This window comes from Streptomyces sp. NPDC020898 (genome assembly GCF_044333925.1).
GTDB lineage: Bacteria > Actinomycetota > Actinomycetes > Streptomycetales > Streptomycetaceae > Streptomyces.
This window is the reverse complement of sequence record NZ_JBIRRV010000004.1, coordinates 23,761-50,191: the sequence shown is the minus strand read 5'-3', so window position 1 is coordinate 50,191 and position 26,431 is coordinate 23,761. Positions and strand designations below refer to the sequence as shown.

24 protein-coding genes, 3 tRNA genes and 1 riboswitch are annotated in these 26,431 nt (G+C 70.9%); of the genes, 19 read left to right on the top strand and 8 right to left on the bottom strand.

The genetic code is table 11. The features are described 5' to 3' along the window. Nucleotides 1-347: 347 nt before the first annotated feature. Together ACH4TV_RS14550 and ACH4TV_RS14545 are read left to right on the top strand one after the other, a co-directional pair. Nucleotides 348-1,355: a Ppx/GppA family phosphatase gene (locus tag ACH4TV_RS14550; RefSeq protein WP_398397874.1), complete on the top strand. Its 1,008-nt coding sequence runs from the start codon at nt 348-350 to the stop codon at nt 1,353-1,355. A gap of 59 nt (nt 1,356-1,414) precedes the next feature. Then, entirely contained in the window at nt 1,415-1,609 is a 195-nt protein-coding gene (locus ACH4TV_RS14545; RefSeq protein ID WP_398397872.1) for a CsbD family protein, read from the top strand. A gap of 165 nt (nt 1,610-1,774) precedes the next feature. On the opposite strand, the gene ACH4TV_RS14540 is transcribed toward ACH4TV_RS14545, so the two are convergent. Continuing rightward, nucleotides 1,775-2,590 (bottom strand): ANTAR domain-containing protein, encoded by an 816-nt coding sequence (locus ACH4TV_RS14540; protein ID WP_398397870.1) that lies wholly within the window; start codon nt 2,588-2,590, stop codon nt 1,775-1,777. 133 nt (nt 2,591-2,723) lie between these two features. Between ACH4TV_RS14540 and ACH4TV_RS14535 the strand changes: the two genes are divergently transcribed. Both ACH4TV_RS14535 and ACH4TV_RS14530 read left to right on the top strand, forming a co-directional pair. Then, entirely contained in the window at nt 2,724-3,095 is a 372-nt protein-coding gene (locus tag ACH4TV_RS14535; protein WP_398397868.1) for a helix-turn-helix transcriptional regulator, read from the top strand. Nucleotides 3,096-3,284: 189 nt separating this feature from the next. Further along, nucleotides 3,285-3,533 carry a hypothetical protein gene (locus ACH4TV_RS14530; RefSeq protein ID WP_398397866.1) on the top strand — a complete coding sequence of 83 codons (249 nt, stop codon included), beginning with the start codon at nt 3,285-3,287 and terminating at the stop codon, nt 3,531-3,533. Nucleotides 3,534-3,668: 135 nt separating this feature from the next. Here ACH4TV_RS14530 and ACH4TV_RS14525 read toward each other — a convergent pair. Together ACH4TV_RS14525 and ACH4TV_RS14520 are read right to left on the bottom strand one after the other, a co-directional pair. After that, nucleotides 3,669-3,741 (bottom strand) — tRNA-Glu (locus ACH4TV_RS14525). A 60-nt stretch (nt 3,742-3,801) separates the two neighbouring features. Next, entirely contained in the window at nt 3,802-5,418 is a 1,617-nt protein-coding gene (locus ACH4TV_RS14520) for a metallophosphoesterase (protein ID WP_398397864.1), read from the bottom strand. Nucleotides 5,419-5,520: 102 nt separating this feature from the next. Here ACH4TV_RS14520 and ACH4TV_RS14515 point away from each other — a divergent pair, with 102 nt between their 5' ends. The 6 genes from ACH4TV_RS14515 (at nt 5,521) to ACH4TV_RS14490 (ending at nt 13,341) form a co-directional block, all read left to right on the top strand. Beyond that, the gene (locus tag ACH4TV_RS14515) at nt 5,521-5,871 is read left to right on the top strand and encodes a metallopeptidase family protein (protein ID WP_398397862.1); all 351 of its coding nucleotides are present in this window, start codon (nt 5,521-5,523) and stop codon (nt 5,869-5,871) included. Between the two features lie 117 nt (nt 5,872-5,988). Further along, nucleotides 5,989-6,567 carry a hypothetical protein gene (locus ACH4TV_RS14510; protein ID WP_398397860.1) on the top strand — a complete coding sequence of 193 codons (579 nt, stop codon included), beginning with the start codon at nt 5,989-5,991 and terminating at the stop codon, nt 6,565-6,567. Nucleotides 6,568-6,805: 238 nt separating this feature from the next. Further along, nucleotides 6,806-9,175: a DEAD/DEAH box helicase gene (locus ACH4TV_RS14505; protein ID WP_398397858.1), complete on the top strand. Its 2,370-nt coding sequence runs from the start codon at nt 6,806-6,808 to the stop codon at nt 9,173-9,175. 214 nt (nt 9,176-9,389) lie between these two features. Beyond that, a complete protein-coding gene (locus ACH4TV_RS14500; protein WP_398397856.1) occupies nt 9,390-11,480 on the top strand; it encodes a LamG domain-containing protein in 2,091 nt (696 codons plus the stop codon). A gap of 92 nt (nt 11,481-11,572) precedes the next feature. Further along, nucleotides 11,573-13,138, top strand: a complete 1,566-nt coding sequence (locus ACH4TV_RS14495) for an amino acid permease (RefSeq protein ID WP_398397854.1) — start codon at nt 11,573-11,575, stop codon at nt 13,136-13,138. A 130-nt stretch (nt 13,139-13,268) separates the two neighbouring features. Then, nucleotides 13,269-13,341: transfer RNA gene (locus ACH4TV_RS14490), tRNA-Lys, on the top strand. A gap of 102 nt (nt 13,342-13,443) precedes the next feature. Here ACH4TV_RS14490 and ACH4TV_RS14485 read toward each other — a convergent pair. Genes ACH4TV_RS14485 through ACH4TV_RS14475 form a run of 3 tightly spaced genes read right to left on the bottom strand, consistent with a single transcriptional unit; the run spans nt 13,444 to nt 14,593 of the window. Then, nucleotides 13,444-13,710, bottom strand: coding sequence for a DUF4235 domain-containing protein (locus ACH4TV_RS14485; protein ID WP_398397853.1), 267 nt, complete (start codon nt 13,708-13,710; stop codon nt 13,444-13,446). Continuing rightward, entirely contained in the window at nt 13,707-14,177 is a 471-nt protein-coding gene (locus ACH4TV_RS14480) for a DUF3618 domain-containing protein (RefSeq protein WP_398397851.1), read from the bottom strand. Before ACH4TV_RS14480 ends, ACH4TV_RS14485 begins: the two co-directional genes overlap by 4 nt. Next, on the bottom strand, nt 14,174-14,593 hold the full coding sequence (locus ACH4TV_RS14475; protein WP_398397849.1) for a phage holin family protein: 420 nt from the start codon (nt 14,591-14,593) through the stop codon (nt 14,174-14,176). Before ACH4TV_RS14475 ends, ACH4TV_RS14480 begins: the two co-directional genes overlap by 4 nt. Before the next feature lie 293 nt (nt 14,594-14,886). Between ACH4TV_RS14475 and ACH4TV_RS14470 the strand changes: the two genes are divergently transcribed. The 5 genes from ACH4TV_RS14470 (at nt 14,887) to ACH4TV_RS14450 (ending at nt 20,716) form a co-directional block, all read left to right on the top strand. After that, nucleotides 14,887-16,308, top strand: coding sequence for an ATP-binding protein (locus ACH4TV_RS14470; protein WP_398397847.1), 1,422 nt, complete (start codon nt 14,887-14,889; stop codon nt 16,306-16,308). A gap of 268 nt (nt 16,309-16,576) precedes the next feature. Beyond that, on the top strand, nt 16,577-17,041 hold the full coding sequence (locus ACH4TV_RS14465) for a hypothetical protein (protein WP_398397845.1): 465 nt from the start codon (nt 16,577-16,579) through the stop codon (nt 17,039-17,041). Nucleotides 17,042-17,108: 67 nt separating this feature from the next. After that, nucleotides 17,109-18,749: a hypothetical protein gene (locus ACH4TV_RS14460; RefSeq protein ID WP_398397843.1), complete on the top strand. Its 1,641-nt coding sequence runs from the start codon at nt 17,109-17,111 to the stop codon at nt 18,747-18,749. A gap of 75 nt (nt 18,750-18,824) precedes the next feature. Further along, nucleotides 18,825-19,523, top strand: coding sequence for an ABC transporter ATP-binding protein (locus ACH4TV_RS14455; protein WP_398397841.1), 699 nt, complete (start codon nt 18,825-18,827; stop codon nt 19,521-19,523). Beyond that, nucleotides 19,520-20,716 carry an FtsX-like permease family protein gene (locus ACH4TV_RS14450; protein ID WP_398397839.1) on the top strand — a complete coding sequence of 399 codons (1,197 nt, stop codon included), beginning with the start codon at nt 19,520-19,522 and terminating at the stop codon, nt 20,714-20,716. Before ACH4TV_RS14455 ends, ACH4TV_RS14450 begins: the two co-directional genes overlap by 4 nt. Before the next feature lie 101 nt (nt 20,717-20,817). Here ACH4TV_RS14450 and ribA read toward each other — a convergent pair whose 3' ends face one another. Both ribA and ACH4TV_RS14440 read right to left on the bottom strand, forming a co-directional pair. Beyond that, nucleotides 20,818-21,486: a GTP cyclohydrolase II gene (gene ribA / locus ACH4TV_RS14445; protein WP_398397837.1), complete on the bottom strand. Its 669-nt coding sequence runs from the start codon at nt 21,484-21,486 to the stop codon at nt 20,818-20,820. A 129-nt stretch (nt 21,487-21,615) separates the two neighbouring features. Next, nucleotides 21,616-22,164 (bottom strand): MarR family winged helix-turn-helix transcriptional regulator, encoded by a 549-nt coding sequence (locus ACH4TV_RS14440; protein ID WP_398397835.1) that lies wholly within the window; start codon nt 22,162-22,164, stop codon nt 21,616-21,618. A 91-nt stretch (nt 22,165-22,255) separates the two neighbouring features. On the opposite strand from ACH4TV_RS14440, the gene ACH4TV_RS14435 reads away from it, so the two are divergent. The 4 genes from ACH4TV_RS14435 (at nt 22,256) to ACH4TV_RS14420 (ending at nt 26,362) form a co-directional block, all read left to right on the top strand. Continuing rightward, nucleotides 22,256-23,389, top strand: coding sequence for a dihydrofolate reductase family protein (locus ACH4TV_RS14435; protein WP_398398801.1), 1,134 nt, complete (start codon nt 22,256-22,258; stop codon nt 23,387-23,389). A gap of 58 nt (nt 23,390-23,447) precedes the next feature. Further along, nucleotides 23,448-23,521: transfer RNA gene (locus tag ACH4TV_RS14430), tRNA-Met, on the top strand. Between the two features lie 211 nt (nt 23,522-23,732). Then, a complete protein-coding gene (locus ACH4TV_RS14425) occupies nt 23,733-24,872 on the top strand; it encodes a PP2C family protein-serine/threonine phosphatase (protein WP_398397833.1) in 1,140 nt (379 codons plus the stop codon). A 254-nt stretch (nt 24,873-25,126) separates the two neighbouring features. Beyond that, nucleotides 25,127-25,283: riboswitch (cyclic di-AMP (ydaO/yuaA leader) on the top strand. A gap of 11 nt (nt 25,284-25,294) precedes the next feature. After that, the gene (locus ACH4TV_RS14420; RefSeq protein WP_398397831.1) at nt 25,295-26,362 is read left to right on the top strand and encodes a M23 family metallopeptidase; all 1,068 of its coding nucleotides are present in this window, start codon (nt 25,295-25,297) and stop codon (nt 26,360-26,362) included. The last annotated feature ends 69 nt before the right edge of the window (nt 26,363-26,431 follow it).

Here is a 26,431-nt window from a genome sequence, read left to right as displayed (position 1 = left end):
CCAGCTGACTGGTGAGGCAAGTGTCGCACACCGTGTTGCGTGCTCCCAACGGGATTTGGCCGGCCCCCACATGCTCGCGAAGCCCGTCCCGTCGTGAACTGACGCTCACTGCGACTGTCGTATCGCCTGGTCTCCGTGGCCGGTCCGGTGATTCTCAGTGACCGGTCGGAGACTGGCTGGCGGGCCGATGTCGCTGGAAAAGCGTATCAGACCACGGAGGGTGCCCCGCGCAGGCGACGAGCGGCTCCATGGCCCTCGCCGGGCGGAAGATCCGCAGGTCGGAGGGGAGGTGGAGCGACGGCCCGACCGGGGCGAGTGGGGGGTGCGGCACCGGGTACTCCGGGTCCATGCGAATGAGCGTGGTGGATGTGGGGTCGAACACGGTTCGGCTGGTGGTCGCGGACGCCGAGGACGGCGTACCCCTGCCGGCGCACACGGCGAAGGGGAAACTGCGGCTCGCCGACCAGGTGGAACCCGGTGGAGTGATCCCCGAGGAATCCGTACGGCGGCTGGTGCGGGCGGTCGCGTCGGCCGCCGAGACCGCCCAGCGGTGGGGGGCGGGAGGGACGCTGGCCTTCGCGACGGCGGTGGTGCGGACCGCGCCGAACCGGCTCGACGTGCTGCGGACGGTGCGGACCGAGACCGGCGTACAGCTGTGCACGCTGCCCGGAGAGGCCGAGGCCCAGCTCACGTTTCTGGGTGCCCGGCGGTGGATGGGCTGGAGCGCCGGGCCGCTCGCGCTGTTCGACATCGGCGGCGACTCGCTGGAGGTGGCCTTCGGGCGGGGCAGGCTGCCCGACTTCGCGGCGTCCCTGCCGCTCGGCGCGGCCCGGCTGACCCGGGAGTACTTCGGCGCCGACGATCCGCCGACCGAGGAGGACATGAAGGCGCTGCGCCGCCAAGTACGGCACCAGCTGCGGGACGTGGCCGCACGGCTCCGGTGGGAGGGGCCCCGCACGGTGGCGGCGACCTCGCGGACGTTCCAGCAGCTGGCCCGGTTCTGTGGTGCCGCGTCGGGGCGCCGGGGACCGTTTGTGCCCCGGCAACTGTCCCGGAGTGATCTCCGCGCGGGTCTGCTCCGGCTCGCGGCCCTGCCGGCGGCCGAGCGGGCCGGGCTGCCGGGCGTCTCGGCGCCGCGGGCCACCCAGAGTTTGGCCGGAGCGGTGGTGGGGCACACGGCGATGAAGCTGACGGGCGTCACGACGCTCGCCATCTGCCCGTGGGCCGTTCGCGAAGGAGTCCTGCTGCGGTACGTCGAGGACGGCGGATCGTGGTGGGCGGAGATCACCCGGGAAAGTGACGAAGCGGCACCCGCGGGTCCGACGCCGCTGCGGATCGCGACGCCGGAGGCCTGAGCCGCCTCCGTACGTCCCTCCCGCCAGGCGGGTTCAACCCCTCACTCCCAGGAGGAGCCATGGCCGACAAAGGCCGTATGGACAAGTTGAAGGGCAAGGCCAAGGAAGTCACCGGGAAGGCCACCGGCGATCGCGAGCAGCAGACGGAGGGCAAGCTGCAACAGGCTCGCGGCGAAGCCAAGAAGATCAAGGAAAAGGTCCGGGAGCGCACCCAGAGGGCGGGGCGTTCGGCCAGGCGGGACCGGGGCCACTGAGTCTCGTTCGGCGCGTCCGTCGGGGGGTCGCGGTCGGGGCGGGGATTCTCGGCCGGTCCCGGCGGGCGCCCTGGAAAGGAAAGAAGCCGAGGAGGGACTGCGCGCGCAGTCCCTCCTCGGTGGTTTCGGACTCGGTGGTCTCGGAGCCCTGGAGAGGGCGGGTGCTCAGCCGGAATCCACCCGGGGCGTGGCCGATTCCGGCTGAGCGGTACGGAGCTTGGCGACCGTCTCGGCGACCTGTAGCCGGAAGAGTTCGGGGAGCGGGTCGCCTGTGACGGCGCTGACGAGGTGGTCGGCCACCTGGTGGAGTTTGGTGTTGGTGTTCTGGGAGACCGAGACCAGGACCTTCCAGGCGTCCTCGGCGCTCAGACCGAAGGACGCCATGAGAACCCCGCGGGCGAGGTCGATGACGGGCCGTGTCTGCATGGCCCGCCGGAGCTGGCCCAGTTCGATCCGCAGATCCTGGTTCGCCTCGCCCGGCGAGATGCCGGCCGCCTCCGGGGCGTGGGCCGCTCGGGGGCTCACGCCCCGGGCCCGGTCGGTTTCGTTGGTGTCGCCGGCCTCGTCCTCGAGGTTTCCCGCGCACGCGAGGGCGAACAGCGACAGGGTGCCGGTGATCGAGAGGAGCCGGAGCACCGAGGCGCTGGCCCTCCGGATGATGATGAGCTTGCTCTCGTCGAGGGCGCGCCTTCGGAGGCGCAGGAGCACGTTGAGCCCGGAGCAGTCGCAGAAGTCGACGCGGCTCAGATCGAGGTCGATGCCGCGATCCGAGCGGTCGAGTGCTTGGCGCAGACCGTGCTGCAGTGCCTGCTCCGTGACGATGTCGATCACGCCGGACACGACGACGAGTGTCCCGTGGCCCGCGGGGTGTGTCTCGATCCCCAGCAGGGGTGCCCGGTGATCGCCCGGCGGGTGGACGGACGGTGCCACGGGCACTCCGTCCACCGCTGTGAGCTGCGTGGGAACTGCACGTTCGGACATGACGGCCACTCCATTGGCATCAGGCAATTCACGCCTCCTCCAGACTCCGTCCATGACCTTCATACGTCAAGGGATACGTGAAATCAAGTTCGCCCTTTTGAATACGTGAATCAAAGGGCCTATGCTGGGCGCCATGCGTGGAGTACCCGAATCACACACCGGCTGGACGTTCCTCACGAACCACTCCCGTGTGCTGGCCGCGATCGCGGAGGATCCCACCACCCGCATCCGCGACATCGCCGCACGCTGCAGGCTCACCGAGCGGGCCGTCCAGAAGATCGTCGCGGATCTGGAGGAGGCCGGTTATCTCACCCACACCCGGCAAGGACGCTCCAACGCGTATCGCATCGAGGACGGGACGATCCTGCGGCATCCCGCCGACGGGGGGCTGACGGTGGCGGATCTGCTGGCTCTGCTCGCCCAGCACGATGTCGAACACAGTGACGGGCCACGGGAGTTGCAGTCGACGGCTCCCCACGCGAGAAGCTCGGAAGACGACCAGTGACGCGTTGAGCGACGCAACCGCTCGCTGGCCTTGTCTGCTACGGACTGGGCGCGGACGCCTCCTTCGGCACCCCGCCACCCAGGGTGCGATCGAGGCGGGGAACGGGTATCGCCGCCGACCGGGGTACTCGCGGGTGCGACCGGGTCCCGCCGACGACAGCCGAGACCAACCAGCCGAAGGGGAAGCGCTGTGAGCGACTACCGCCCCACCCCCGGGGACGACGGAGCCCAGGAGCCGAAGCCCGTCCCGAGGGACATGCCCGACCAGCAGGCGGGTGCCGACGGGGACCCCTGGGAGGCGGACGACAACCCGGCGAAGGACGAGCGGCCCGACCCGGAGGTACCCGACACCGACGAAGCCGGTACGGGCCGGCGGGGCGCACCGCACTCCGGCAGCCCCCGCCCCGAGCATCCCGTGCCCGACGAGCCGCCCGCCTGACACGGCGGCGCGCAGTGTGAACTCCCGTATGCCTTCGCCGCGTTCGTGTACGCGGCGGCAAAGCCCCTGACGCACGAAATGGCGGCCATCCCACTGACTCGGGATGCCGCCAACCGTACTTACCTGACCTACCAGTGCCCCCAACGGGATTCGAACCCGTGCTACCGCCTTGAAAGGGCAGCGTCCTGGGCCGCTAGACGATGGGGGCGAGGACGTGAGAAGCATAGGTGATGCCGGCGACCTTCGCCAAAACGGTTTTCGGGAACGTTCACGGGCTCGGAGCGGCTGACGGCGAGGGTGAAGGGGACGGAGAAGGCGAGGGGGAGGGAGCCGGTGTGGCGCCCGGCTGGTTCTCCTTCGGGAGGTGGCGGCTCACCTCTGCTGTCGTCAGTCCCAGACCGCCCAGTTTGATCTCGTCCCAGGCCTGGAGGCGACGGGTGTCGCGGTCCAGGTACAGGACGGACGCCTCGATCTGGTCCGGGTACCGCTTCTCCAGGGCGCGCAGACCGCTGCCGCCCGTGGAGCCCTCGATGCGCAGTCGCGTGCCCTTCTCCATGACCTCCATCTCCGCGTGGTGGAGGTGGCCGGCGAGGACGAGCGGGACCACGCCGTCCGTCCGGCGGGCCGCGTCCGGCTCGTGGGCCATCGCGATGTCGACCGGGGTGCCGAGGGTCTGCTGGTCGCGGATGGCCGAGGCCAGCTGATCGCCCGCCAGCTCCTGGGCCGGGCCGCCGTCCTTGTCGCCCTCCGAGCGGTCCGGGGTGAACGCCGGGTCGCCGATGCCCGCGAAGCGCAGCCCCCCGACGGTGACCGCGCGGCCCTCGTCCAGGACGTGCACGTTCTTCATGCGTTCCAGATAGCGCTGGGTGAGCTGCGAGTCGTGGTTGCCGCGGACCCAGACGTACGGGGCCCCGAGATCCCTGATCGGGTCCAGGAAGCCGTTCTCCGCCGCCGTGCCGTGGTCCATCGTGTCGCCGGTGTCGACGATGACGTTGATCTCGTACTGCTCCACCAGCGACGCGATGATCTTCCAGCTCGCCGGGTTGAGATGGATGTCCGAGACGTGCAGGACCCGGATCGTGGCCGGGTTGGGCTGATACGTCGGGAGCGTGGACGTGACGTCGTACAGCTTCGTCACGTTGGTCACCAGCCGCGCCAACTCCTTCTGGTAGATGTCGAATTCGGTGACGATGCTGCGCGCGTTGCCCACCAGGGAGGGGGCCGAGGAGAGGAGGCCGGAGAACCTTGGCTCCAGTACCGATTTGGGGTTCCAGGTCGCGTACGCCGTCGCTCCCGACGCCGCCAGGAGGGTGAGGGCCAGGCCGCCGGCCGCCAGGGCGCGGCGGGGGCGGCGGTAGACCGCGAGGCCGAGGGCGGTGGCCCCGGACACGACGGCCACACAGGAACGTACGGCCAGGTCGAGGGTGCCGTGTCCGACGTCCTGGGCGACCTCGTCCTGGAGGCCGGAGAGGCGTTCGGGGTGGTCGACCAGGGCCTGGGCGCGCACGGGGTCCAGCTGGTCGACGTTGACGTCGAGGCGGACCGGGCCGGTGTGGCTGCGCAGTTCCAGGGCGCCCAGCGGCGAGACGTTGATCTTCGTGCCGCCGGTGAGCGAGGGGCGCAGGGTCATCGTGGTGTTCATCGGACCGACCGGCGTGCGTACGTTGCCTACGATCAACAGCCCGAGCCAGGCACCCAGGATGACCACCGCCACCAGTCCCAGTGCGCGGGTCCAGGGGTGCGGCGGATGGACCAGCTCGGCGGCCGGGTGCGCGCGCCCGGCGCGGTAGTGGCCGGTGAGGGCGGCCAGGGCGCGGGCGAGACGGCCGGGGGTGGTGGTGCCGGTGCTCTTGGGGTGCGGGGTGGTGGCGGGTACGCGTGCCATTGGTCCCGTATGCCCAAGGTGCGGCGCGGCTATGCGGGCGTGATCCTCGTACGGTCGGGTCCGCAGCCTTCGTACGGGCGATCCGTACCGGACAATGGGCGTGTGCTGGAGATGACACGCGAGGAGTTCGAGGAACTGGTCGCCGAGGCCCTGGACCGGATTCCGCCGGAGCTGACGCGGCTCATGGACAACGTCGCGGTGTTCGTCGAGGACGAACCACCCAAGGACGACCCCGAGTTGCTCGGACTGTACGAAGGGACGCCGCTGACCGACCGAGGCGAGTGGTACGCGGGGGTGCTGCCCGACCGGATCACGATCTACCGGGGGCCGACCCTGCGGATGTGCGACACACGGGACGACGTGGTCGCGGAGACCGAGGTGACCGTCGTGCACGAGATCGCCCATCACTTCGGCATCGACGACGAGCGCCTGCACGCCCTCGGGTACGGCTGACGGGGCCGCGGCTGAGGGCCGGGGGCGTACGGAGGCTGCTGCGGGGCGCGTGTCTTCTTGTGGGCTACGGGAGTTGAGCAGGTTGACTCCCCGACTCTCCACCGGAGGTGGCTGCCCGTGCGCCCCTTGCATGTACCTGTCCGACTGGCCGCAACGGTCGTGGCCGTCGCCGCTGCCGCCGGCTGTATGAGTGTGGGTGACGGCGACGCCGGCCGGGTCAAGCCCTCCCACTCGGTGGGCCAGAAGGACGGCAAGGCGCCCGACGGGGGTTCCGCGGTGACCGGAGGCGGTGATTCCGGGTACGCCGGCGGGGCCGGGGGTGACGGAAAACACGGGGACGGGAAGGGCAAGGGGGACGCGAAGGGGGCGAGCGGGGCGCCCGCCTCCCCGGGCGCGTCGCCCTCCGCCGGGCAGAGCGCGTCGGCGTCGGCGTCGGCCAAGCCCGGCGGTGGCAGTGCCGGGCCCGTCGTTCCCGGCCTGCCCACACCGACCGACGCGCAGCCCACGCCGACGAAGACCGCCGAGCCGGAGCCGGAGCCGCCGGTGGAGTCACCCACGCCTCCGCCGCCCCCGCCGTCGTCCCCGGTCGCGGAGCCGTCGTCCTCGGCGCACGAGCCGCCGCAGCAGGCCCAGACGCAGCTGGTGACGCGCGAACCGGCACCGGAGGCAGGGTCGCCCGTCCAGGACAGGTCCTAGGCGCGCACGGGCGTGCGAACGTCGCTGACCTGCGAGGACGGGCCCGGTTTGCCTAAGAGGGTGAGGGGTGCGTATGGTAGTAGATCGTTTGATCCCATTGCCTGGCGCCATGAAAAGACGCGCCGCGTGTGGCGCGTACTCTCCCTTGCCGTGGCTGACCGCATTGAGGCGGTCGAATTGCGAAATCACGGAGTTGACGGGCGCGTGCCGACGAGACTCCGGAAGGTTTCGCATTCGCATGTCCATTTCCAGTACTGATCACATCGTCGTGCCCGAGAACGATGAGGCGTCGTCCGACGCCGTCGTCGTCGAGGCGACCGTCGAGGTGACCGAGGCCGTCGAGACCATCGAGGCCGACGACGACACCACCACCGCTGACGCCGAGGCTGAGACCGAGGTCGAGGTCGTGGCAGAGGTCGAGGACACCAACACCTTCGGTGCTCTCGGTCTCCCCGAGGGCGTCGTGCGCAAGCTCACGCAGAACGGTGTGACCAGCCCCTTCCCGATCCAGGCCGCGACCATCCCGGACGCCCTGGCCGGCAAGGACATCCTCGGCCGTGGCCGTACCGGCTCCGGCAAGACGCTCTCCTTCGGTCTCCCGCTGCTGACCAAGCTGTCCGGCGGCCACACCGAGAAGAAGAAGCCCCGCGGCATCATCCTCACGCCGACGCGTGAGCTCGCGATGCAGGTCGCGGACGCCCTCCAGCCGTACGGCGACGTCCTCGGCCTGAAGATGAAGGTCGTCTGCGGCGGCACGTCGATGAGCAACCAGATGTACGCCCTGGAGCGCGGCGTCGACGTCCTCGTCGCCACCCCGGGCCGGCTGCGCGACATCATCAACCGCGGCGCCTGCTCCCTGGCCAACGTCGAGGTCGCGGTCCTCGACGAGGCCGACCAGATGTCCGACCTGGGCTTCCTGCCCGAGGTCACCGAGCTGCTCGACCAGATCCCGGGCGGCGGCCAGCGCATGCTGTTCTCGGCCACCATGGAGAACGAGATCTCCACGCTGGTCAAGCGCTACCTGACCAACCCGGTCACGCACGAGGTCGACAGCGCCCAGGGCAACGTCACGACGATGTCCCACCACATCCTCATCGTGAAGCCCAAGGACAAGGCGCCGGTCACCGCCGCGATCGCCTCCCGCAAGGGCCGCACGATCATCTTCGTCCGCACCCAGCTGGGCGCCGACCGCATCGCCGAGCAGCTCTGCGACGCCGGTGTGAAGGCCGACGCGCTGCACGGCGGTATGACGCAGGGCGCCCGTACCCGCGTGCTTGAGGACTTCAAGAAGGGCTACGTCAACGCCCTCGTCGCCACGGACGTCGCCGCGCGCGGCATCCACGTCGACGGCATCGACCTGGTCCTGAACGTGGACCCGGCCGGCGACCACAAGGACTACCTGCACCGCTCCGGCCGTACGGCCCGCGCCGGCCGCTCCGGCACGGTCGTGTCGCTGTCCCTGCCGCACCAGCGCCGCCAGATCTTCCGCCAGATGGAGGACGCGGGCGTCGACGCCTCGCGTCACATCATCCAGGGCGGAGCTGCGTTCGAGCCGGACGTCGCCGAGATCACCGGCGCCCGTTCGATGACCGAGGTCCAGGCGGAGGCCGCGGGCAACTCGGCCCAGCAGGCCGAGCGTGAGGTCTCGCAGCTCACCAAGGAACTGGAGCACGCCACGCGCCGTGCGTCCGAACTGCGCGAGGAGGCCGACAGGCTGACCGCGCGGGCCGCGCGCGAGCGGGGCGAGGACCCGGAGGCCGCAGTGGCCGCGGTGGCCGAGGCCGCTGCCGCCGTCGCGGAGGCCGCAGCCGTGGAGGCGTCGGCCCAGGCCGCCGCCGCCGAGGCGCCGCAGCGCCGCGACGAGCGGGGCAACTACGAGCGCCGCGACCGTCGGGACGAGCGCCCCTCGGGTGGCTTCAACCGCGACAACGACCGTGGTGGCCGTTCCTTCGAGCGTCGTGACGAGCGTCCCTCGGGCGGTGGCTTCCGCCGCGACAACGACCGTGGCGGCGACCGCGGTGGCCGTTCCTTCGACCGTCGCGACGACCGCCCCTCGGGTGGCGGCTTCCGCCGTGACAACGACCGTCCCTCGGGCGGTGACCGTGGCGGCCGTTCTTTCGAGCGCCGTGACGACCGCCCGTCGGGTGGCTTCAACCGCGACAACAACGACCGTGGTGGCCGTTCTTTCGAGCGTCGTGACGAGCGTCCCTCGGGTGGTGGCTTCCGCCGTGACAACGACCGTCCCTCGGGCGGTGACCGTGGCGGCCGTTCTTTCGAGCGCCGTGACGACCGCCCCGCCGGCGGTGGCTTCCGTCGCGACAACGACCGTCCCTCGGGCGGCTTCAACCGCGACAACAACGACCGTGGCGGCTTCCGTCGCGACGACCGTCCGGCCACCGGCCACCGGGGCAGCGACCGCCCCTTCAACCGTGACCGCCAGGGCGACCGCCCTGCCGGCGGCGGCTTCCGCGCCGGCGGCCACGACCGCCCGTACGGCCGCCGCGACGACCACCGAGGCACCGGTTCGGGCTCCGGCACCGGTACCGGCTCCGGCACCGGTTCCTCCTTCGGCCGCCGCGACGAGAAGCCGCGCTGGAAGCGCAGCTGATCATCGAGTGATCACTGAGTGATCGTCGGCTGAGCGCTGATTGATCGCTGGGAAGGGCCCGTACGACTTCGGTCGTACGGGCCCTTCCGCGTTGCCCGAAAATCCCAACTCGGTTGTCAGCAGCGGCTGTTACGCTCCGGCGCGGAATCGGTTGATCCGGCGGGGAGCCGGATCCGGGGGAGGGAATCCGTTGAATCCGTTGGCTCGTCATGCCTTGGCACTACGCTGCGGGGTCGCCGCCGTGCTCGCGTCGTCGGCCGTGGTCGCCACACCATGGGCAGCTTCCGCGGCGGAGAACCGGCCGCCGTCCCAGCCCGCGCTGTCCGAACTGACCACCGAGGACAAGGCGTGCGTCGGCGGAGCGGACCGCCCGTACGTCGCTACGCGACCGACGCTCAGGGCAGTCCTTCACGACCCGGACGGGGGCCGGGTGAGCGCCGAGTTCGAGGTGTCCTGGACGGACGGCTCGGGTGTACCGCAGGTACGTACGGTCCAGACGACCGCCCTTGCCAGCAGTTCGCCGTTCAGCTGGACCGTGCCGGCCGACGTGCCGGCGTTCACCGAGGTGGGCTGGCGGGTGCGGGCCAGCGACGGCACCGCGTGGGGACCGTGGAGCTCCGACGGCGCCGTCGGGCCGTGCGAGTTCGTGTACGACACCGAGGCACCCGCGAAGCCTTCTGTGGCGTCGCCCCAGTACCCGGACGACACCGAGGGCTGGCACGACGGGGTGGGCGTGTACGGCACGTTCACTGTCGACTCCACGTCGGTCGACACGGTGTCGTACCGCTACAACTTCCGTGGCGGGCCGCAGCGGACGGCGGTACCGGCCGAGCCCGGCGGGCCGGTGGAACTGCGCTGGCTGCCCCAGTCGGCCGGCCGCCATTGGCTGGACGTACAGGCCGTCGACCGGGCGGGCAACGTGAGCTCGTCCGCCATCTACGAGTTCCGGGTGGGTGAGGGCCGTACACCCGTCGCCGCCTGGACGCTCGCCGACGCGGCCGGGGCGGGTGAGGCCTCGGCGGAAGCGGGCGGCCGGTCCGCGGTGGCGGGCGGCGGGGTCGTGTTCGGTGCGGCGGGTCCGGCGCGGACCTCGGTGCCGGGGGCCGTCGTGCTCGACGGGTCGGAGTCCGCGTATCTGACGAGCGGCGCATCGGCGGTGAACACCGGCGGAGCCTTCGCCGTGAGCGCCTGGGTGCGGCCGGACTCGGCCGACGCGGACATGACGGCGGTCGGCCAGGACGGCGGCGGGACGGCCGGGTTCGGGCTCGGGACGGAGGACGGCGCCTGGTCGTTCACGGTGGGCGGCTCGGTCGTACGGGGCGGGGTGCCGGAGGCCGGTGACTGGGCGCAGCTCACCGGGGTGTACGACCCGGTGGCCGGCTCGGCCCGGCTGTATGTGAACGGGCGGGAGGCCGGTACGGCCGAGAACGTCACCGCGTTCTCGGCGGCCGGGAACCTCCAGATCGGGCGCACGCTCGCCGGTGACGGGGAGAGCGCGAGCCGGAACTGGCGCGGTGCGCTGGCCGGCGTACGGGTGTGGGACCGGATCGTCGTGGCCGCGGAGGCCGCCGGGGAGGCGAAGCGCGCCACCGTGAGCGAGGGGTACTGGGCGCTCGACGAGGCGACCGGCGGCGCCAGCCCCGAGCGGGACGGCGGGCGGCCTCTGACACTCGGCGGCGACGCGGCGATCTACCGCGACGACGCCCCCTGCGACTGGCTCGACCCGGACTGTCTGCCGGCACAGTCCCCCCTCTTCGGCTCCGGGCACCTGCTGCTGGACGGCGACGGGGACTTCGCGGCGACGGACGGCCGGTCCATCGCCACCGGGGACAGCTTCTCGGTCGCCGCTCATGTGCGGGTCGACGCGGCGGCACAGGACCGGCCGATGACGGTGCTGTCGGTGTCGGGCGCGGACAACTCCCTTGCCGAGGTGCGCTATTCGGGGGCCTCGCAGCAGTGGGAGGTGGCACTGACGGACGCGAACGGGGAGCCGTTCACGCTCACCTCGCAGGCCGCGTGGGCATCCCCGGACGATGTCCACCACCTGGCGCTCGTGTACGACGACGAGGCCGACGAGATCCTGCTCTACGCCGACGGACAGCTGTCGGCGAGGGCGTCGTACCGGCCCGGCTGGACGGCGACGGGTGAGCTGCAGATCGGCCGGTCGCAGGCCGTGGACGGCGTGAACGGCGTGGGCGGCTGGGGCCGTTACCTGGCCGGAGCGGTCGACGAGGTGCACGTCTACGCGGGCGTGCTCAGCGCGACGCAGGTGGCTCAACTGAGGGTCGGCGCGACGGACGTCTGACAGCGGGGAGCGGGGCAGGCACGGACAAATTTCGGCCAGATGACCGCCTCTGTGGCGCATGTCATACCCCTGGCAAGGGAATTGCTGGGGGCATGACAGATGACGCCATAGTGAGTGGGCGGTCGGACGAAGAGCTCGTACCAGGAGCTCTCTCGGACGAGGAACGGCTTGCCCAGCTCGGTTACACCCAGGTCCTCGCCCGCCGCATGTCGGCGTTCTCCAACTACGCGGTCTCCTTCACGATCATCTCGGTCCTGTCGGGCTGCCTGACCCTGTACCTGTTCGGCATGAACACGGGCGGCCCGGCCGTGATGATGTGGGGCTGGGTCGCCGTAGGCCTGATGACGCTCTTCGTCGGCCTCGCGATGGCCGAGATCTGTTCGGCCTACCCGACCTCCGCCGGCCTGTACTTCTGGGCGCACCGGCTCGCTCCCCCTCGTACCGCCGCCGCGTGGGCGTGGTTCACGGGCTGGTTCAATGTGCTCGGCCAGATCGCGGTGACCGCCGGCGTCGACTTCGGGGCAGCCTCCTTCCTGGGCGCCTACCTGAACCTCCAGTTCGACTTCGAGGTCACCCCGGGCCGCACGATCCTGCTCTTCGCCGCGATCCTCGTCCTGCACGGCCTGCTCAACACCTTCGGCGTACGCATCGTGGGTCTGCTGAACAGCGTCAGCGTGTGGTGGCACGTGGTGGGTGTGGCCGTCATCGTCGGCGCGCTGACCTTCGTACCGGACGAACACCAGTCCGCGTCCTTCGTGTTCACCGAGTTCGTGAACAACACGGGCTGGGGGAGCGGTGTCTACGTCGTCGCCCTCGGCCTCCTGATGGCCCAGTACACCTTCACCGGCTACGACGCCTCCGCCCACATGACCGAGGAGACCCACGACGCGTCCACGGCGGGCCCCAAGGGCATCGTCCAGGCCATCTGGACCTCCTGGATAGCGGGCTTCGTCCTGCTCCTGGGCTTCACCTTCGCCATCCAGTCGTACGAGGGCGCCCTGACGTCCCCGACCGGCGTACCGCCCGCGCAGATCCTCCTCGACGCGATGGGCGCGACCGCCGGCAAGCTGCTCCTGCTCATCGTCATCGGCGCCCAGCTGTTCTGCGGCATGGCATCGGTCACCGCCAACTCCCGCATGATCTACGCCTTCTCACGCGACGGCGCCCTCCCCTACTCCCACCTCTGGCACACGGTCAGCCCCCGCACCCGTACCCCCGTCGCCGCGGTCTGGCTGGCGGCGCTCGGAGCATTGGTCCTGGGCCTCCCCTACCTGATCAACGTGACGGCATACGCGGCCGTGACGTCGATCGCCGTGATCGGCCTCTACATCGCGTACGTCATCCCGACGCTGCTCCGGCTGCGCAAGGGCGAGGCGTTCGAGCGGGGCCCGTGGCACCTGGGCCGGTGGTCGCGCGTGATCGGCGTGGTGTCGGTGGTGTGGGTCGGCGTGATCACGGTGCTGTTCATGCTGCCCCAGGTCGCGCCGGTCACCTGGGAGACCTTCAACTACGCCCCGATCGCGGTCCTCGCGGTCCTGGGATTCGCGGCGGCGTGGTGGGTGGCTTCAGCTCGGGAGTGGTTCCTCAATCCCGAGCATGAGCGGACCCGGGCACGGGAGGCGGCTCGGAAGGGGGCGCCCGAACCGGTCGATCCGTAGCGAGGGCGGCTATTTCGCCGCCCGGCCGGTGCTCCGGCCGTGGAGTGACCCGGCCGTGTCCCCGATACCCGATCGGAGTCCCGGCCGGGTCCGGCTATGCTCGGGGAGGCAACATCGCGCAACATCGCCTGGACCCTTAGCTCAATTGGCAGAGCAGTGGACTTTTAATCCATTGGTTGTGGGTTCGAGTCCCACAGGGTCTACCGGCGGTAGGCGGGGGATATGGCCTCCGACCTGCTGTGAAGCGCCCCGATCGGTTCCGACTGGTCGGGGCGCTTCGTCGTCTTCGGCCGCGAGCGGGCGGATCAGCCCGGCCAGGTGCCCGTCAGGCGGCGGGTGGCGGTGGCGCCGCCGCGGTCGACGGCGGCTTTCACGCCGGCGAAGATCGCGCCCTGGAGGACGGCTGCCGACAGGACCTCGCGCCAGCTGCGGTGCTCGTCCGTGGCGTCGGGGGCGTCCTCCTCGTGGCGGAGCTTTTTCCAGGTCTGCTTGAACAGTGCCCCGGCCAGGGCGCCACTGAGGGCGCCCATGGCCATACCGAACGGCTTGTAAGCGACTTTCGAGGCTTTCATCGGTGCCTCCTGGAGCGGCGGATGAGCAGCAGCGCGATGAACGTGCCGACGGCGGCGAACAACGGGGTGCGGTTGGCGCGGGCCGCCCGCAGACCCTGATCGGCCTTCTCGCGTACCGGCTCCGGAGCCTTCTCCCGGGCGAACTGCCCGGCATGGGCTGCCTTCTCACGCATCTGTACGGTGGCCGCTGCGGCCTTGGCACGCACCGGCTCCGGGGTCTTCTCCTGCACGACGTGGGCGGCGTGCGTCGCCTTGTCCTTCAACTGGGCCCTGACCTGTGTGGTCTTCTCGGCGACCTGCTGTTTGACGGCCGTCGTCTTCTCCTCGGCGCGTGCCTTGACGTCGGCCTTCGCCGCGAGCGCCTCGACGGTCTCGCCGAGTTCCTCCCGGGTCGCCTCCACCCGCCGGCGCAGTTCCTCGGGGGACGGTGTCGCCTCGTCGGCGGGGTGCGCCTTGTCCTGGGTCATCGCTGTGCCCTTTCCTTGATTTCGGCCACATCGGCCTTGACGCTGTCCACCGTCCGCTGGAGCGTCGGCGGGGACGCCTTCTTGACCTGCCGCTTGCCGAGCGCCGCCATCAGCGCGGTGACGGCGGCCAGGACGCCGGTGACGATCAGCGCCGCCGCCCACACGTCGAGCGTGAGTGACAGCGCGGCGATCACGGTGGCCGCCAGTGCCTGCAGGGTGAGCACCCCCATCAGCCCGGCGCCCCCGAACAGGCCGCCACCCTTGCCGAACCGCCTGCCCTTCTCGGTCATCTCCGCCTGCGCCAGGCGCATCTCGTCGCGGACCAGCTGCGACAACTGCTGCGAGGCACGCTGGACCAGGTCGCCCACCGGCTCGTTCGCTCCGCCGCCCGGTCGGTGGGGGCTCTGTACTGTCATCGGTGCTCACCTGACCTTCTTCGTCGACGTTTCCCGGCAGGCGGCGACGTGGGGCGTTCGTTCGCGCGTGCACGACCATGGCCTGCCGTTGGTCTGTCCGATCGCCTGTCCGGTCCGGGTACCCCCGCATCACCACCTCACCGCCCGCCAGAGCGCACGTCGCCCCGGAAGATGCGGGGCGCGATCCAAGGGCAGCGGTCCTCCCCGTCCCACTTCCGGGTGTCGCGCGCAGGTCACTCTCATTCAAGATACTCTCATTCATGAGAGTATCTTGCAGAGTAGGGGCGTGTGCTGTGAGTGGATTCATCGGCCGGCGGACCGAACTCGGTCTCCTGGACGGCCTGTTGCAGGCGGTACTGACCGGCGGTCGCACCGGAAGGCCGGGCCGGGCGGTGCTGGTCCGGGGGCGTCGGCGGGTCGGGAAATCGCGGCTGGTGGAGGAGTTCCTGGAGCGGGCGGAGCTTCCCCACGTCTTCTTCACCGCCGTCGGCGGCTCCCGGGAGGGGGACCTGGCGGGCTTCACCGCCGAGGTGGCCGCCTCCGGTCTGCCGGACGCCGAGCGCTTCGCGGACTTCGCCGCCCCCCAGACCTGGGACGCGGCCCTGAGCCTGCTCGCCACGGCACTGCCCGTCGATACGCCCAGCGTGGTGGTGCTCGACGAGATGCCGTACCTGGTCCGGGAGGACCCCACCTTCGAGGGGGCCCTGCAGAAGGCGTTCGACCGCACACTGTCGAAGATGCCGGTCCTGCTGATCCTCGTCGGCTCCGACATCGCCATGATGGAACAGCTCAACACCTACGGGCGGCCCTTCTACCAGCGGGGCACCGAGATGGTCGTCCCCCCGCTCACCCCGCACGATGTCGCCACGATGCTCGACCTGGCCCCGACCGACGCCTTCGACGCCTACCTCGTCTCCGGTGGCCTTCCTCTCATCCTGGACGAGTGGCCGCGCGGCGCCGATCTCTGGGAGTACCTCGGGCAGGCCCTGGCCAGTCCCACGTCCGCCCTGCTCGTCAGCGGTGAACGCACGCTGGCCGCCGAGTTCCCCAGTGAGGCGCAGGCCCGTACCGTCCTGGGCGCCATCGGGCACGGCGAGCGCACCTTCACCCTCATCGGCCGGGCCGCCGGCGGCCTGCACGCCGGCTCCGTCACCCGTTCTCTGGAGCTGCTCACCGGCCGCCGTATGGTCGCCGCCGACCTGCCCCTGTCCACGAGGCCCAGCCGCGAGACCCGCTACCGCGTCGACGACCCCTACCTGCGCTTCTGGCTTTCCTTCGTCGGACCCGGCATCCCGGCCGTGGAACGCGGCCGGGGCGACCGCGTCCTCGAAGCCGTCCGCACCAGCTGGGCGTCCTGGCGCGGACGTGCCGTCGAGCCCGTCATCCGCGAAGCGCTCTGGCGCCTGGCCGACGACCGTCTCCCCGCAGGCACGCAGGTCGTCGGCGGCTACTGGACCCGTACCAACGATCCGGAAATCGACCTCGTGGGCGCCGACAGGTCCCCCGTCGCCAAGAAGATCACGTTCGCCGGGTCCATCAAGTGGCTGGAGAACAAGCCCTTCGACCACCGTGACCTCGCCCGCTTGATCACCCACCGCTCCCAGCTCCCCGGCGCGAGCGACGACACCCCCCTCGTCGCCGTCACTCGCAGCGGCTGCACGGCTCGGGGGGTCTCCGTCCTTACTCCGGAGGATCTGATCGGTGCCTGGGGCTGAGCGACGTCCACGAGGGGCTGCGGCTCGCGTACGTCACGCTCAGGTGTGAACCGGGTCGGCTCTGTGATGCCTGGAACAGGTCTGCCCGGGCCCCCTGCGAGCGATCGTTCGTGTGGCCGTGCCGCGCGTTGACGGCACACCCGTCCTCGCCTGGACCTTTTTCGCAACTTCGAGCGATTTCCCTACGTCGCTTTTCAGTCGTTCCGGATATTTCCGCAACCGGTATGGTTCCCCCGCGTCTGTGCGTCATGAACACGGGGAGAGACAAGTGAAGAAGACCCTGCTGACCCTTGGGCTCGTCGGGATTCTGCTGGCGGGGGCAGGGGCGCCGGCCGGTGCCATTTCCGACGACGGAGCGACCCCGTTGCCCGGCACGGGTGCGAAGGTCCTGGTCAATGCCTGGCATTGCAATGTCTTCGCCGACAAGTGCTCCTTCAAGACGTCCACCAAGACCACCAAGGGCGGCGCGAAGTACAAGGTCGGCAAGATCAGCAACACGGCGACCGTGAAGGCCAACGGCTGGCAGGCCACGTTGGCCCTGAGCCCGAGCGGTACGCAGGTGAGTGAGAACACCCGCCAGGTCAGCTGGACCAACAAGAACACCTGGATCGCGGACATCAGCGGTATCGCCGATCCGGGCGGCTCCCTCAACACCAGCATCACCACCTGCTCCGACGGCGGTGCCTTCACGGCCGGCGTCAAGGCGTTCGCCTCGGCCTGCGCCAACGACTGACCGATGATCCGCCTGCGGGGTCGCGAGCACCTGTGGGTGTGGCCCGGCTCATCGTTAGAGGAATCGTATGAAGAGCAGCCTCCTTCGATGGCGCGCGGCTCGTCGCGGCCACGGGATCGCGGCCGTGGCGCTGACGGCCGCCGCGGCGGCACTGGGGGTCTCGATGTTCGGCGGCGGGCCGGTGGACCGGCCCGGTCGGCCCGGCGAAGACTTGGCTGAGCAACTCGACGTCCTGCGCGGAGCGAACGACCTGGTACGTGCCACCCGAGCCGACGTCGGCCATGATCCCGCGCTGTACCCGACCGCGTACGGGCGCCTTGAGGCCGCGCTTCCCGGGATTCCCGCGGGCCGCTTGCCCGGGATCCAAGCGGGCGCCCTGGCAGATCTTGCCCGCACCGACGTCCTGGACACCCCTGCCTGGCGGGCGCACTACGTGTGCCTGTCGTTGGAGGATTCCGAGGACTCCGGGTCGGCCGATGCGGCAACGGTCTTGGAACGGGCCGGACTTCGTGAGCAGGCCGGGAGCGAAGCCCTCGCCTACCTGCGCGCGCCGGACGAGGAGGACGACGCGCTGACCTCGCTCACCACGCGGGCCGCCTTCCTCCGTACGTCGACCTGCCTCGGCCGTGACGACGAGGTGCCACGCGCCGTCCTGGACCGTCTCGCCGCGGACGCCGCCTCCGCCGCTCAGCCCGTACCGGTGCTCTATACCGTCGAGGCGCTGCGGGCGGTCGGGGTACGTGCGCACGCCACGCGGGCACTGCGCGGCGCCGGGTCGCGGATGGACGCCGACTGCGTCGGCCTCGACCCCATTCAGCGGGCCGCCCTGGCCCTGCTGCGTCACCGGCTGACGCGACAGGCGGGCGCCTGTCTGCTGCCGGCACTGTGCGACTCCGACACGCAGACCCGGTGGCTGGTCCGGCGTGCGCTCGCCCTCGGTGCCGGTGCCGGTGCCGGTGCCGGTGACCCGCCCGGGCCGCTGCCCGCCCCGGTGGGAGGCATCCGGCCCGACGGCCTCGTCGCCAAGTCCCCGGCACAGATGGGCACCCTCACCGCCACGTACAACGCGGCGCGGGCGCTGACCGCAGCCGCCCGGCAGACGCACACACCGGACTGGCTGACGAAGCGTCTGAAGCGGCTGGGCTCGGATCCCGGCCTCGACCCGTCCGACCGGGTACCGCTCGCCATGACATGCCACCGGCTGGCCCTGGCCTGTGGACCAGAGGCCGAGAAGGGCGCCAGGGCTGTCGGCCGCCTGGCCGTCCCGGCCCGCCTGACCACGGAGAACCAGCGCGTTTGGTACGGCGCCATGGCCGCGCGTGCCGAGTTCGGACTGGGCTGTCCGCGTACCTCCGTCGAGTTGCCGCCCGACGAGGTCACCGGCACCGTGCTCTCGGACTGGTCGCTGCGCACTGTCGTCGTACTAGCCGACGCGGGTTGTGCGGCCCAGGCGGAACGGCTGACGGCGGAAACCGACCTTGTCGCACAGGCCCGGCAGGCTCTGCGCGACGGGGACCTGCTGACCGCTTCCGACGCGGTCCAAGCTGCTCTTGCCTCCGCGCAGAGCATCCCGCAGTCGCTGTGGGACGAACTCCCCGGACTGCTGGAGCCCTACCGAGACCGGAAGTACCCAGACCTGTACGGCACGTCGCCGGGCGGCGCTGCCACCGCCGACGCCACGAGAGCCGCGTACTACCTCCTTGCCTGAGCCCTCCCACACACACCCGCGCCCGCTCTTCCCGGCGCATTCCAGCGCACCCCCTCCGGAAGGACAGCCCGTCGGATGAACACCGCGTCTCCACCCGCCGTCGTGGCCGAAGGACTGGCCTTCACCTATGCGTCCGGCGGAGGTCTGCACCGTGCGGACCTCACCCTTGAGGCCGGAACGATGGCCGCCGTGGAAGGGCCCTCGGGCTCGGGCAAGAGCACGCTGCTCGCCCTCCTCGGGCTGATCCTCTCGCCGACCGCGGGTGCCCTGCGCATCACCGGTACGGACACCGGCACCCTGTCCCAGGCCGACCGGGACCTGCTGCGCCGGCGCTCGATCGGCATCGTGCTGCAGGATCTGGGGCTCCTGACGTTCCTCAACGCCTGGGAGAACGTCGCGGCCGCCTTCGGTCCCCGGCTCGCCCGGCACCGTACGGCGGCCTGCGATCTGCTCGGCGACCTCGGCATGGCGCGGCTGGCCGACGCCCGGGTCACCGAACTCTCCGGTGGACAGCGGCAACGTATCGCCGTCGCTCGCGCGGCGGTGAAGCAGCCGGTGCTCATCCTGGCCGACGAGCCGACCTCCGGCCTCGATCCGAAGACCGCGAACTCCGTGATGACCGCCCTGCGTTCGTGTGCGGAACGAGGCGCGGCCGTGCTGCTCGTCACGCACGACCCCGCGGTCGCCGATGTGTGCGACCACGGCTATGTGCTCGACGACGGTGTCCTGTCGGCCGTCGGCGGGGCGATGGTTCGTAAGGAGAGCCTCGGATGAGCCGCTGGAGCCTCTACACCTGGAAGCGGGACGGACGTTCCCTGCGGAGGGCGCTGCCCACCCTCACCATCCTGGCCGCGCTGTTGACCACGTCTGCTGGGGTGGCGGCCGGTGCCGCCGGTGCCGTCGAGCGGGACGTACTGGGGTCGGGCGGGCTCACCCAGATCGAACTCTCCTCGTTCGAGGGCGACGCATCGGTCCGCTCGCTCATCACCTCGGCCCTGCGGGACGCCGGGAACGTAGCGGGTGTCCGTCAGGTCGTCGCCGACTACTCCGCCGTGCTGTACGCCGAGGAGGACGGGACGTACGACCTGACGAGCCGCACTCTGACACCCGGCGACGATCTGCCCGTCACCGGTGGTGAGATCCCCGCGGAGCTCGGCCCGGACGAGGTCGTGCTCCCCGCAAGCGCGCAGGGCACGGATTTCGCCCCGCTCCTGGGCCGGTCCGTCGCCTTCGGATACACCAGGGCTACGGGAGCCGAGTCCGGTACCACCGACGTCATCAGGCTGAGGATCGCCGCGCTGTACGACCCGGGTTGGCAGGCCGACGGACCGGGCGTCGCCTATCTCTCGGAGGACACCGCCGCGCTCCTGGCCGCGGCCCGTGCCGGGCAGGAGCCGGCGGGTTTCCGGGCCAGGGAGGGCGCGCAGGCCGCGACCGTCGTGGTCGAGCATCAGCAGCAGGTCGCCGCCGTCACCAAGTCACTGCAGGACGACGGGTTCTCGGCGTCTCCGGTGTCCGACCGGGTCCGTAACCTGCCCGGCTTGTTCGGTGCCGCGGATCTCGCGATGCGTGGCGGAGTCCTGGTGCTGGCCCTGGGCGCGATCGTGCTCGGTGCCGTCCGGGCCGCGGACAGCACCCGGGCGCGGATCGGACAGTTCGCCATCCTGCGTGTCCTCGGTGCCGGACGGCCCGAACTGCGCCGGATCCTGCTCGGCGAAGCCGTGCTCTCCGGTGGGGTCGCGGGCCTGGTGGGGGCGGGCGTCGGCGCCGCCCTGTCCGTTGCTCTGGCCGGCCCGCTCAGTGACGTACTCGGACTGGACATCACCCGCACGGACGCCCTGCCCGGACCTGCCTGGGCCGCCGCCGCGTTGCTGCTGCCCGCAGCCGGTCTGGCCGTCGGAACCCTCCTCGGCAGCCGTGAGGTCCTCCGCCAGGATCCCTACCTCACGGCACGAGCGCACAGCTGACACGGACACCGACACCGACACGGACACGCACACGAGTTGTCGCCCGGGCTGTGTGGCCCATGAGGTGGCTCTCGGCTCCGTCAGCCCATTCTGAGCCCCGCTCAGCCCACACTCAACTCCGTCAACCCGCCATGCCCGCCCACCCCGCCCAACTCCCCCAACGGCAACGTGTGTTGAGTCTGCAGGACCTTCGCGCGGAGGTAGCGGACGTTGGCCGGGGTGGTGAACACGCCGGTCGGGACGCGGTCGTGGACGTCGATGCCCAGGGTGCGGAGCTGGTTCGCCTTGTCCGGGTTGTTGGAGAGGAGGTCCACCGAGTCGATGCCCAGGGCCTGGAGCATCTGGGCCGCCGCCGTGTAGTCGCGGGCGTCCTCGGGGAGGCCGAGGGCGGCGTTCGCGGCGTAGGTGTCGAGGCCCTCGTCCTGGAGGGCGTACGCGTCGAGCTTGTTGTAGAGGCCGATGCCGCGGCCCTCCTGGCGGAGGTAGAGGAGGACGCCGCCGTGCGCGGCGATGCGCTCGACCGCCTCACGCAGCTGCGGGCCGCAGTCGCAGCGGGCCGAGCCGAAGGCGTCGCCCGTGAGGCACTCGGAGTGCAGGCGGACCAGCGGGGTGGTGCCGGGCGCGGGGTCGCCGAGGACCATCGCCACGTGCTCCTGGCCGTCGGTCAGGCCGTGGAAGGTGACCAGTTCGGTGTCGACGCTGTAGCCGTCGTGGAAGCGCAGCGGTACCCGGACGCGGGAGCGCGGGGTGGCGGCGGGGAAGTCGGGCATGCGGGTCTCCGGGTGGTTCTCGATCCTCGGACCTGTTTCAGTTTTGAAGCAGATCGTCACTCGAATGGTGACCCTACCCCATGCTTCAAAGTTAAAGCAATGGATTTGCGGGGCGGCGAGTCGGGCCCTTCAGCCGTCGCTTCGAGTGTCCGAGTCGCACGGCGGCGAGGACGACGACCTGCGCAGCCACGGCAGACCCTCCGGCGACGACGCCGACTCGGTTCCGTCCCCCTGGAACGCGCGCCCGACCCCCGTAAAGATCTCCTCCAGCTGACCCACCTGCTCCGGGGTCAGATGGTCGAAGAGGGCCGCTCGGACCGTGTCGACATGGCCCGGGGCGCTGCGCTCCAGGATTGCCATGCCCTCGTCGGTCAGGACCGCGACCGTGCCCCGCTTGTCCCACCGGCAGGCCTCGCGCCGTACGTGGCCATCCTTCTCCAGTCGCGCCACCGCGTACGTCAGCCGGCTACGCGTGATCTTCAGCTTCTCGGCGAGATCGGTCATTCGCAGGCGTTGTTCGGGTGTCTCGGAGAGGTAGGCCAGGATCGTGTAGTAGAGGTGCGGCATACCGGCGTCCTGTTGGAGCTGCCGGTCGAGCGCGTCCTCCAGGAGCAGGGAGGCCCCGATGTACGCGCGCCACGCGCGCTGCTCCTCAGGGGTGAGCCAGCGGGTCGTCATGCGACCAGTGTAGGTTGTTTAAAACTTGAACCAAGCCCTCGTGGGCCTGGAAGTCCTCGCAGCCCCGGAAGTGCCGGAAGAGAGCGCGCCCATGCCCCTCCCCTACGTCCTCCTGTCCGCCGCGGTCTCCCTCGACGGATACCTGGACGACACCGGCCCCGACCGTCTGCTGCTCTCCGGCCCCGCCGACTTCGACCGGGTCGACGAGGTACGGGCGTCCAGTGACGCGATTCTCATCGGCGCCGGCACCATCCGCGCCGACAACCCGCGTCTCCTGGTCAACTCGCCCGAGCGGCGGGCCGCGCGGGTGGCGGCCGGAAAGCCGGAGTACCCGCTCAAGGTGACCGTCAGTGGATCGGGGGAGCTGGACGCGGCCGCCAACTTCTGGCACACGGGCGGCGAGAAGGTCGTCTACACGACGGACAAGGGCGCCGAGCAGGCCCGGCGCGCGGATCTCGGTGCGAGCGTCGATGTCGTCGCCCTCGGCCCCGGGCCCCTCGACTGGCGAGTCCTCCTCGAACACCTGCACGACGTGCGCGGCGTCCGGCGCCTCATGGTGGAGGGTGGCGGCACCGTCCACACCCAGCTTCTCCAGCAGGGCCTCGCCGACGAACTCCAGCTCGTCCTCGCGCCCCTCTTCGTCGGCACCCCCGACGCCCCCCGCCTCTTCGGCCCCGGCGGCTACCAGGGCGGCCGGCTCCGGCTCGTCGAGACGCGCCCCATCGAGGACGTCGTGCTCATGCGGTACGAGCCCACCGCCCCCGGCGCCGGCCCGCTCGCCGCCGGCGCCGACCGGCACTGGCTGGCACTGGCGTGCGAACTGGCCCAGCGGTGTCCGCCGTCGCGCACGGCGTTCAGTGTGGGGGCGGTGGTGGTGGCCGCCGACGGTACGGAACTGGCGCGCGGGTATTCGCGGGAGGGCGGCGACCCCGTCGTGCACGCCGAGGAGGCCGCCCTCGGGAAGCTCGACCCGGCCGACCCCCGGCTCCCGACGGCCACCGTCTACAGCAGCCTGGAGCCCTGCGCCCACCGTGCCTCCCGCCCCGCGCCCTGTGCCCGGCTGATCCTCGACGCGGGCGTACGCCGGGTCGTGACCGCCTGGCGCGAGCCGGACACGTTCGTGGTGGCGGCGGACGGGGGCGGGCTGCTGGCGGGGGAGGGCGTCGCGGTCGTCGTACTCCCCGAGTACGAGGAGCGGGCCAAGGCGCCCAACGCCCACCTGTGACCCCGAATCAAACGTGGTGATCAGGGTCCCGCGAATGGCGTATAGTTGTGTTCAGCGGCGCGGGGTGGAGCAGCTCGGTAGCTCGCTGGGCTCATAACCCAGAGGTCGCAGGTTCAAATCCTGTCCCCGCTACTGAAGGCCCAGGGCCGGAAACCAAGAAATTGGTTTCCGGCCCTGAGTCGTTTCCCGTCGTTCCCCCGTCGTGTCGTACCGCGTCGCGGCTTAGCCCGCTCGGTCCACCCGATTCGCCCGCCGTACCCGCTGCCGGAAACCTGGACAGTGCGGCACGGACGGGACGGGGTGGGATGGGATGGGGCGGGTGATCCGGCGGGAGACGAGACGAGTGGCGCGGTCCGGAGAGCCGGAAGAGCGAGAGCCGGAAGCGCCGGAAGCGTCGCGAGAGCCGGCGGAGGTGCTGATCTCGCGGGGGCAGGCACTCGTCCGCGCGCTGCCCGCGCTCCTGATCCTCGCCGGGATCGTCTACGACTACGCCACTCCGCGTGACTTCACCGCGGTCCCCTTCTTCACCGCCGCCCCGCTCGTCGCGGCCCCGCTCTCCTCGCTGCTCGCCACGGCGGTCACCGGCGCCGCCGCCCTCGTCGCCGAGTACGCCGTCCACCTCCGCGTCGGCTTCGCCGCGGACGCCGACACGCTCACCGAGACGGTCACCGTGGCCTCGGTCGCCGTCCTGGCCGTCGTCATCAACCGGATCGTGCGCCGCGGTGACCAGCGGCTCGCCTCGGCCCGTGAGATCGCGGAGGCCGCGCAGCGCGCCGTACTGCCGGAACCGGACGCGCGTATCGGAGGGTTCGAGGTCGCCGCCTGCTACGAGGCCGCCCAGGAGGGTGCGTACATCGGCGGCGATCTGTACGCCGTGCAGGACAGCCCGTACGGCGTGCGGGTCGTCCTCGGTGATGTGCGGGGGAAGGGGATGGGGGCTGTGGCGGCCGTCGCCGTCGTCATCGGGGCGTTCCGGGAGGCCGCCGAGCAGGAGGTGACCCTGGAGGCGGTCGCCCAGCGGCTGGAGCGGGCGCTCGCCCGCGAGGGCACCCGGCGAGGCGGTCCGGACGCCGCCGAGGGGTTCACCACCGCCGTCCTCGCCGAACTCCCGCACGGCGACGGAGTCGTACGGATCGTCAACCGCGGCCACCCCCCGCCCCTGCTCCTCGACCCGGACGGCACCCTGCGGACGCTCAACCCGCCCGAACCCGCGCTGCCGCTCGGCATGGGCGACCTCGGCAGTTGGCCCGACCGTGCCGAGGAGACCCCCTTCCCGGGCGGCGCGACCCTGCTCCTGTACACCGACGGGCTGTCCGAGGCCCGCGACGAGCACGGGGCCTTCTTCGACCCGGCCACCCGGCTCACGGGCCGTTCCTTCCGCGACCCGGGCGCACTCCTGGCCGCCCTCGCGGACGAGGTGCGCCGGCACACGCGCGGCGGCACCACGGACGACATGGCGCTGCTCGCCGTACGAAGACCCTGATCGTGGAAGACCTGATCGTGTCCGTCGTGACTGTGGGTTCACCGGTGGTCCCGCTCCGCATAACAACTGACACACCGTCAAAACTCAGGAGTCACTTAGGCATGGTCAACTCGCCCGTTTTTCACCGGTGGTGACCCGGAACGTCCTCGGGAAAAGCGTTAACGATCAACAGGAACAGCTTGGAATCCGGTACCCGGGTCTATTAACGTTCGATAACGCAGCGCGGTCGTCCCAGCCGTCACAAGAGTCGGCTCCGTGCGCACACGCCGAATCCCGCAAGGGAACCGGGGAACCATCCCTTGGGGTGAATCGCTCGTCCGCCTCCGTGGCACCACGGCAGGTATACGCGCGTAGGAGACCTTCCTGCTCCGAACCCGTCAGCTAACCCGGTAGGCGAGAAGGAAGGAAAGGAGCACGCCCACGTGGCGTCAAACCCGGCTGCCCCAGAGGCCCCGTTCGTGCCGAGTCAGCGCAGCAGCGAGACCGAGGACGGGAAGATCCCGACCTTCGGACTCGGTGGCCGCCGCGCCGACGAGGGCCCCTGGGAGGAGTGGAATCCCACCGCGGACTCCATCCGACCCGTTCGCGGCCGGCACCGTGTAGGCAAGCAGCGCGGCGGAGGACTCGCCCGCAGTTCCACCGTTCTCGGCGTCGGCGTCATAGCCGCTGTCGGCGGGGCCGGCATGGCCACCGCGCAGACCGGCAAGCCGCCGGTCTCCATCTCCATACCCGACCTGCCCTCCGTCGGCTCGCCCTTCGCGAGCGACGACTCGGAGGACGACGAGCCCCAGGGCTCCGCCACCGCGCTCAGCAGCGTCGGCGTGACCTCCGAGGAGACCGAGCAGGGCACCAGCGACGCGGGCGAGGCCCTGCGCGCCCGCATCATCCTCCAGGCCGAGCAGCAGAAGGACCAGGCCGAGGCCAAGGTCCAGCAGGCCGCCCAGGACGCCGCCGCGAAGAAGGCCGCCGCCGAGGCCGCCAAGGTGAAGCGCGAGGCCGCCGAGAAGGCCGCCGCCGCGAAGAAGAAGGCCGAGGAGGAAGCGGCGGCGAAGCTGGAGGCCGCGCGGCTCGCCGAGCTCGCCACGCAGTACACGCTGCCGACCTCCTCGTACACGATCACCTCCACCTTCGGTCAGTCCGGCGCGCTGTGGTCCTCCGGGTACCACACCGGCCTCGACTTCGCCGCGCCCACGGGCACGCCGCTCAAGGCCGTGCACACCGGCACGATCACCGAGGCGGGCTGGAGCGGTTCCTACGGCTACCGCACGATCCTCACCCTCGATGACGGCACCGAGATCTGGTACGCCCACCAGTCGTCGATCAACGTCAGCGTCGGCCAGAAGGTCGCCACCGGTGACGTGATCGGCCGCGTCGGCGCCACCGGCAACGTCACCGGGGCCCACCTCCACATGGAGGTCCACACCAGCAGCTCGGACAGCGCCGGGATCGACCCGGCGGCATGGCTGCGGAGCATGGGGCTCAACCCGTAAGACACGTAAGACACGTAAGACATACGTCCTCTGGTCTCCGGTGGTCCTGACGCTCCCCCCCCCCGACGT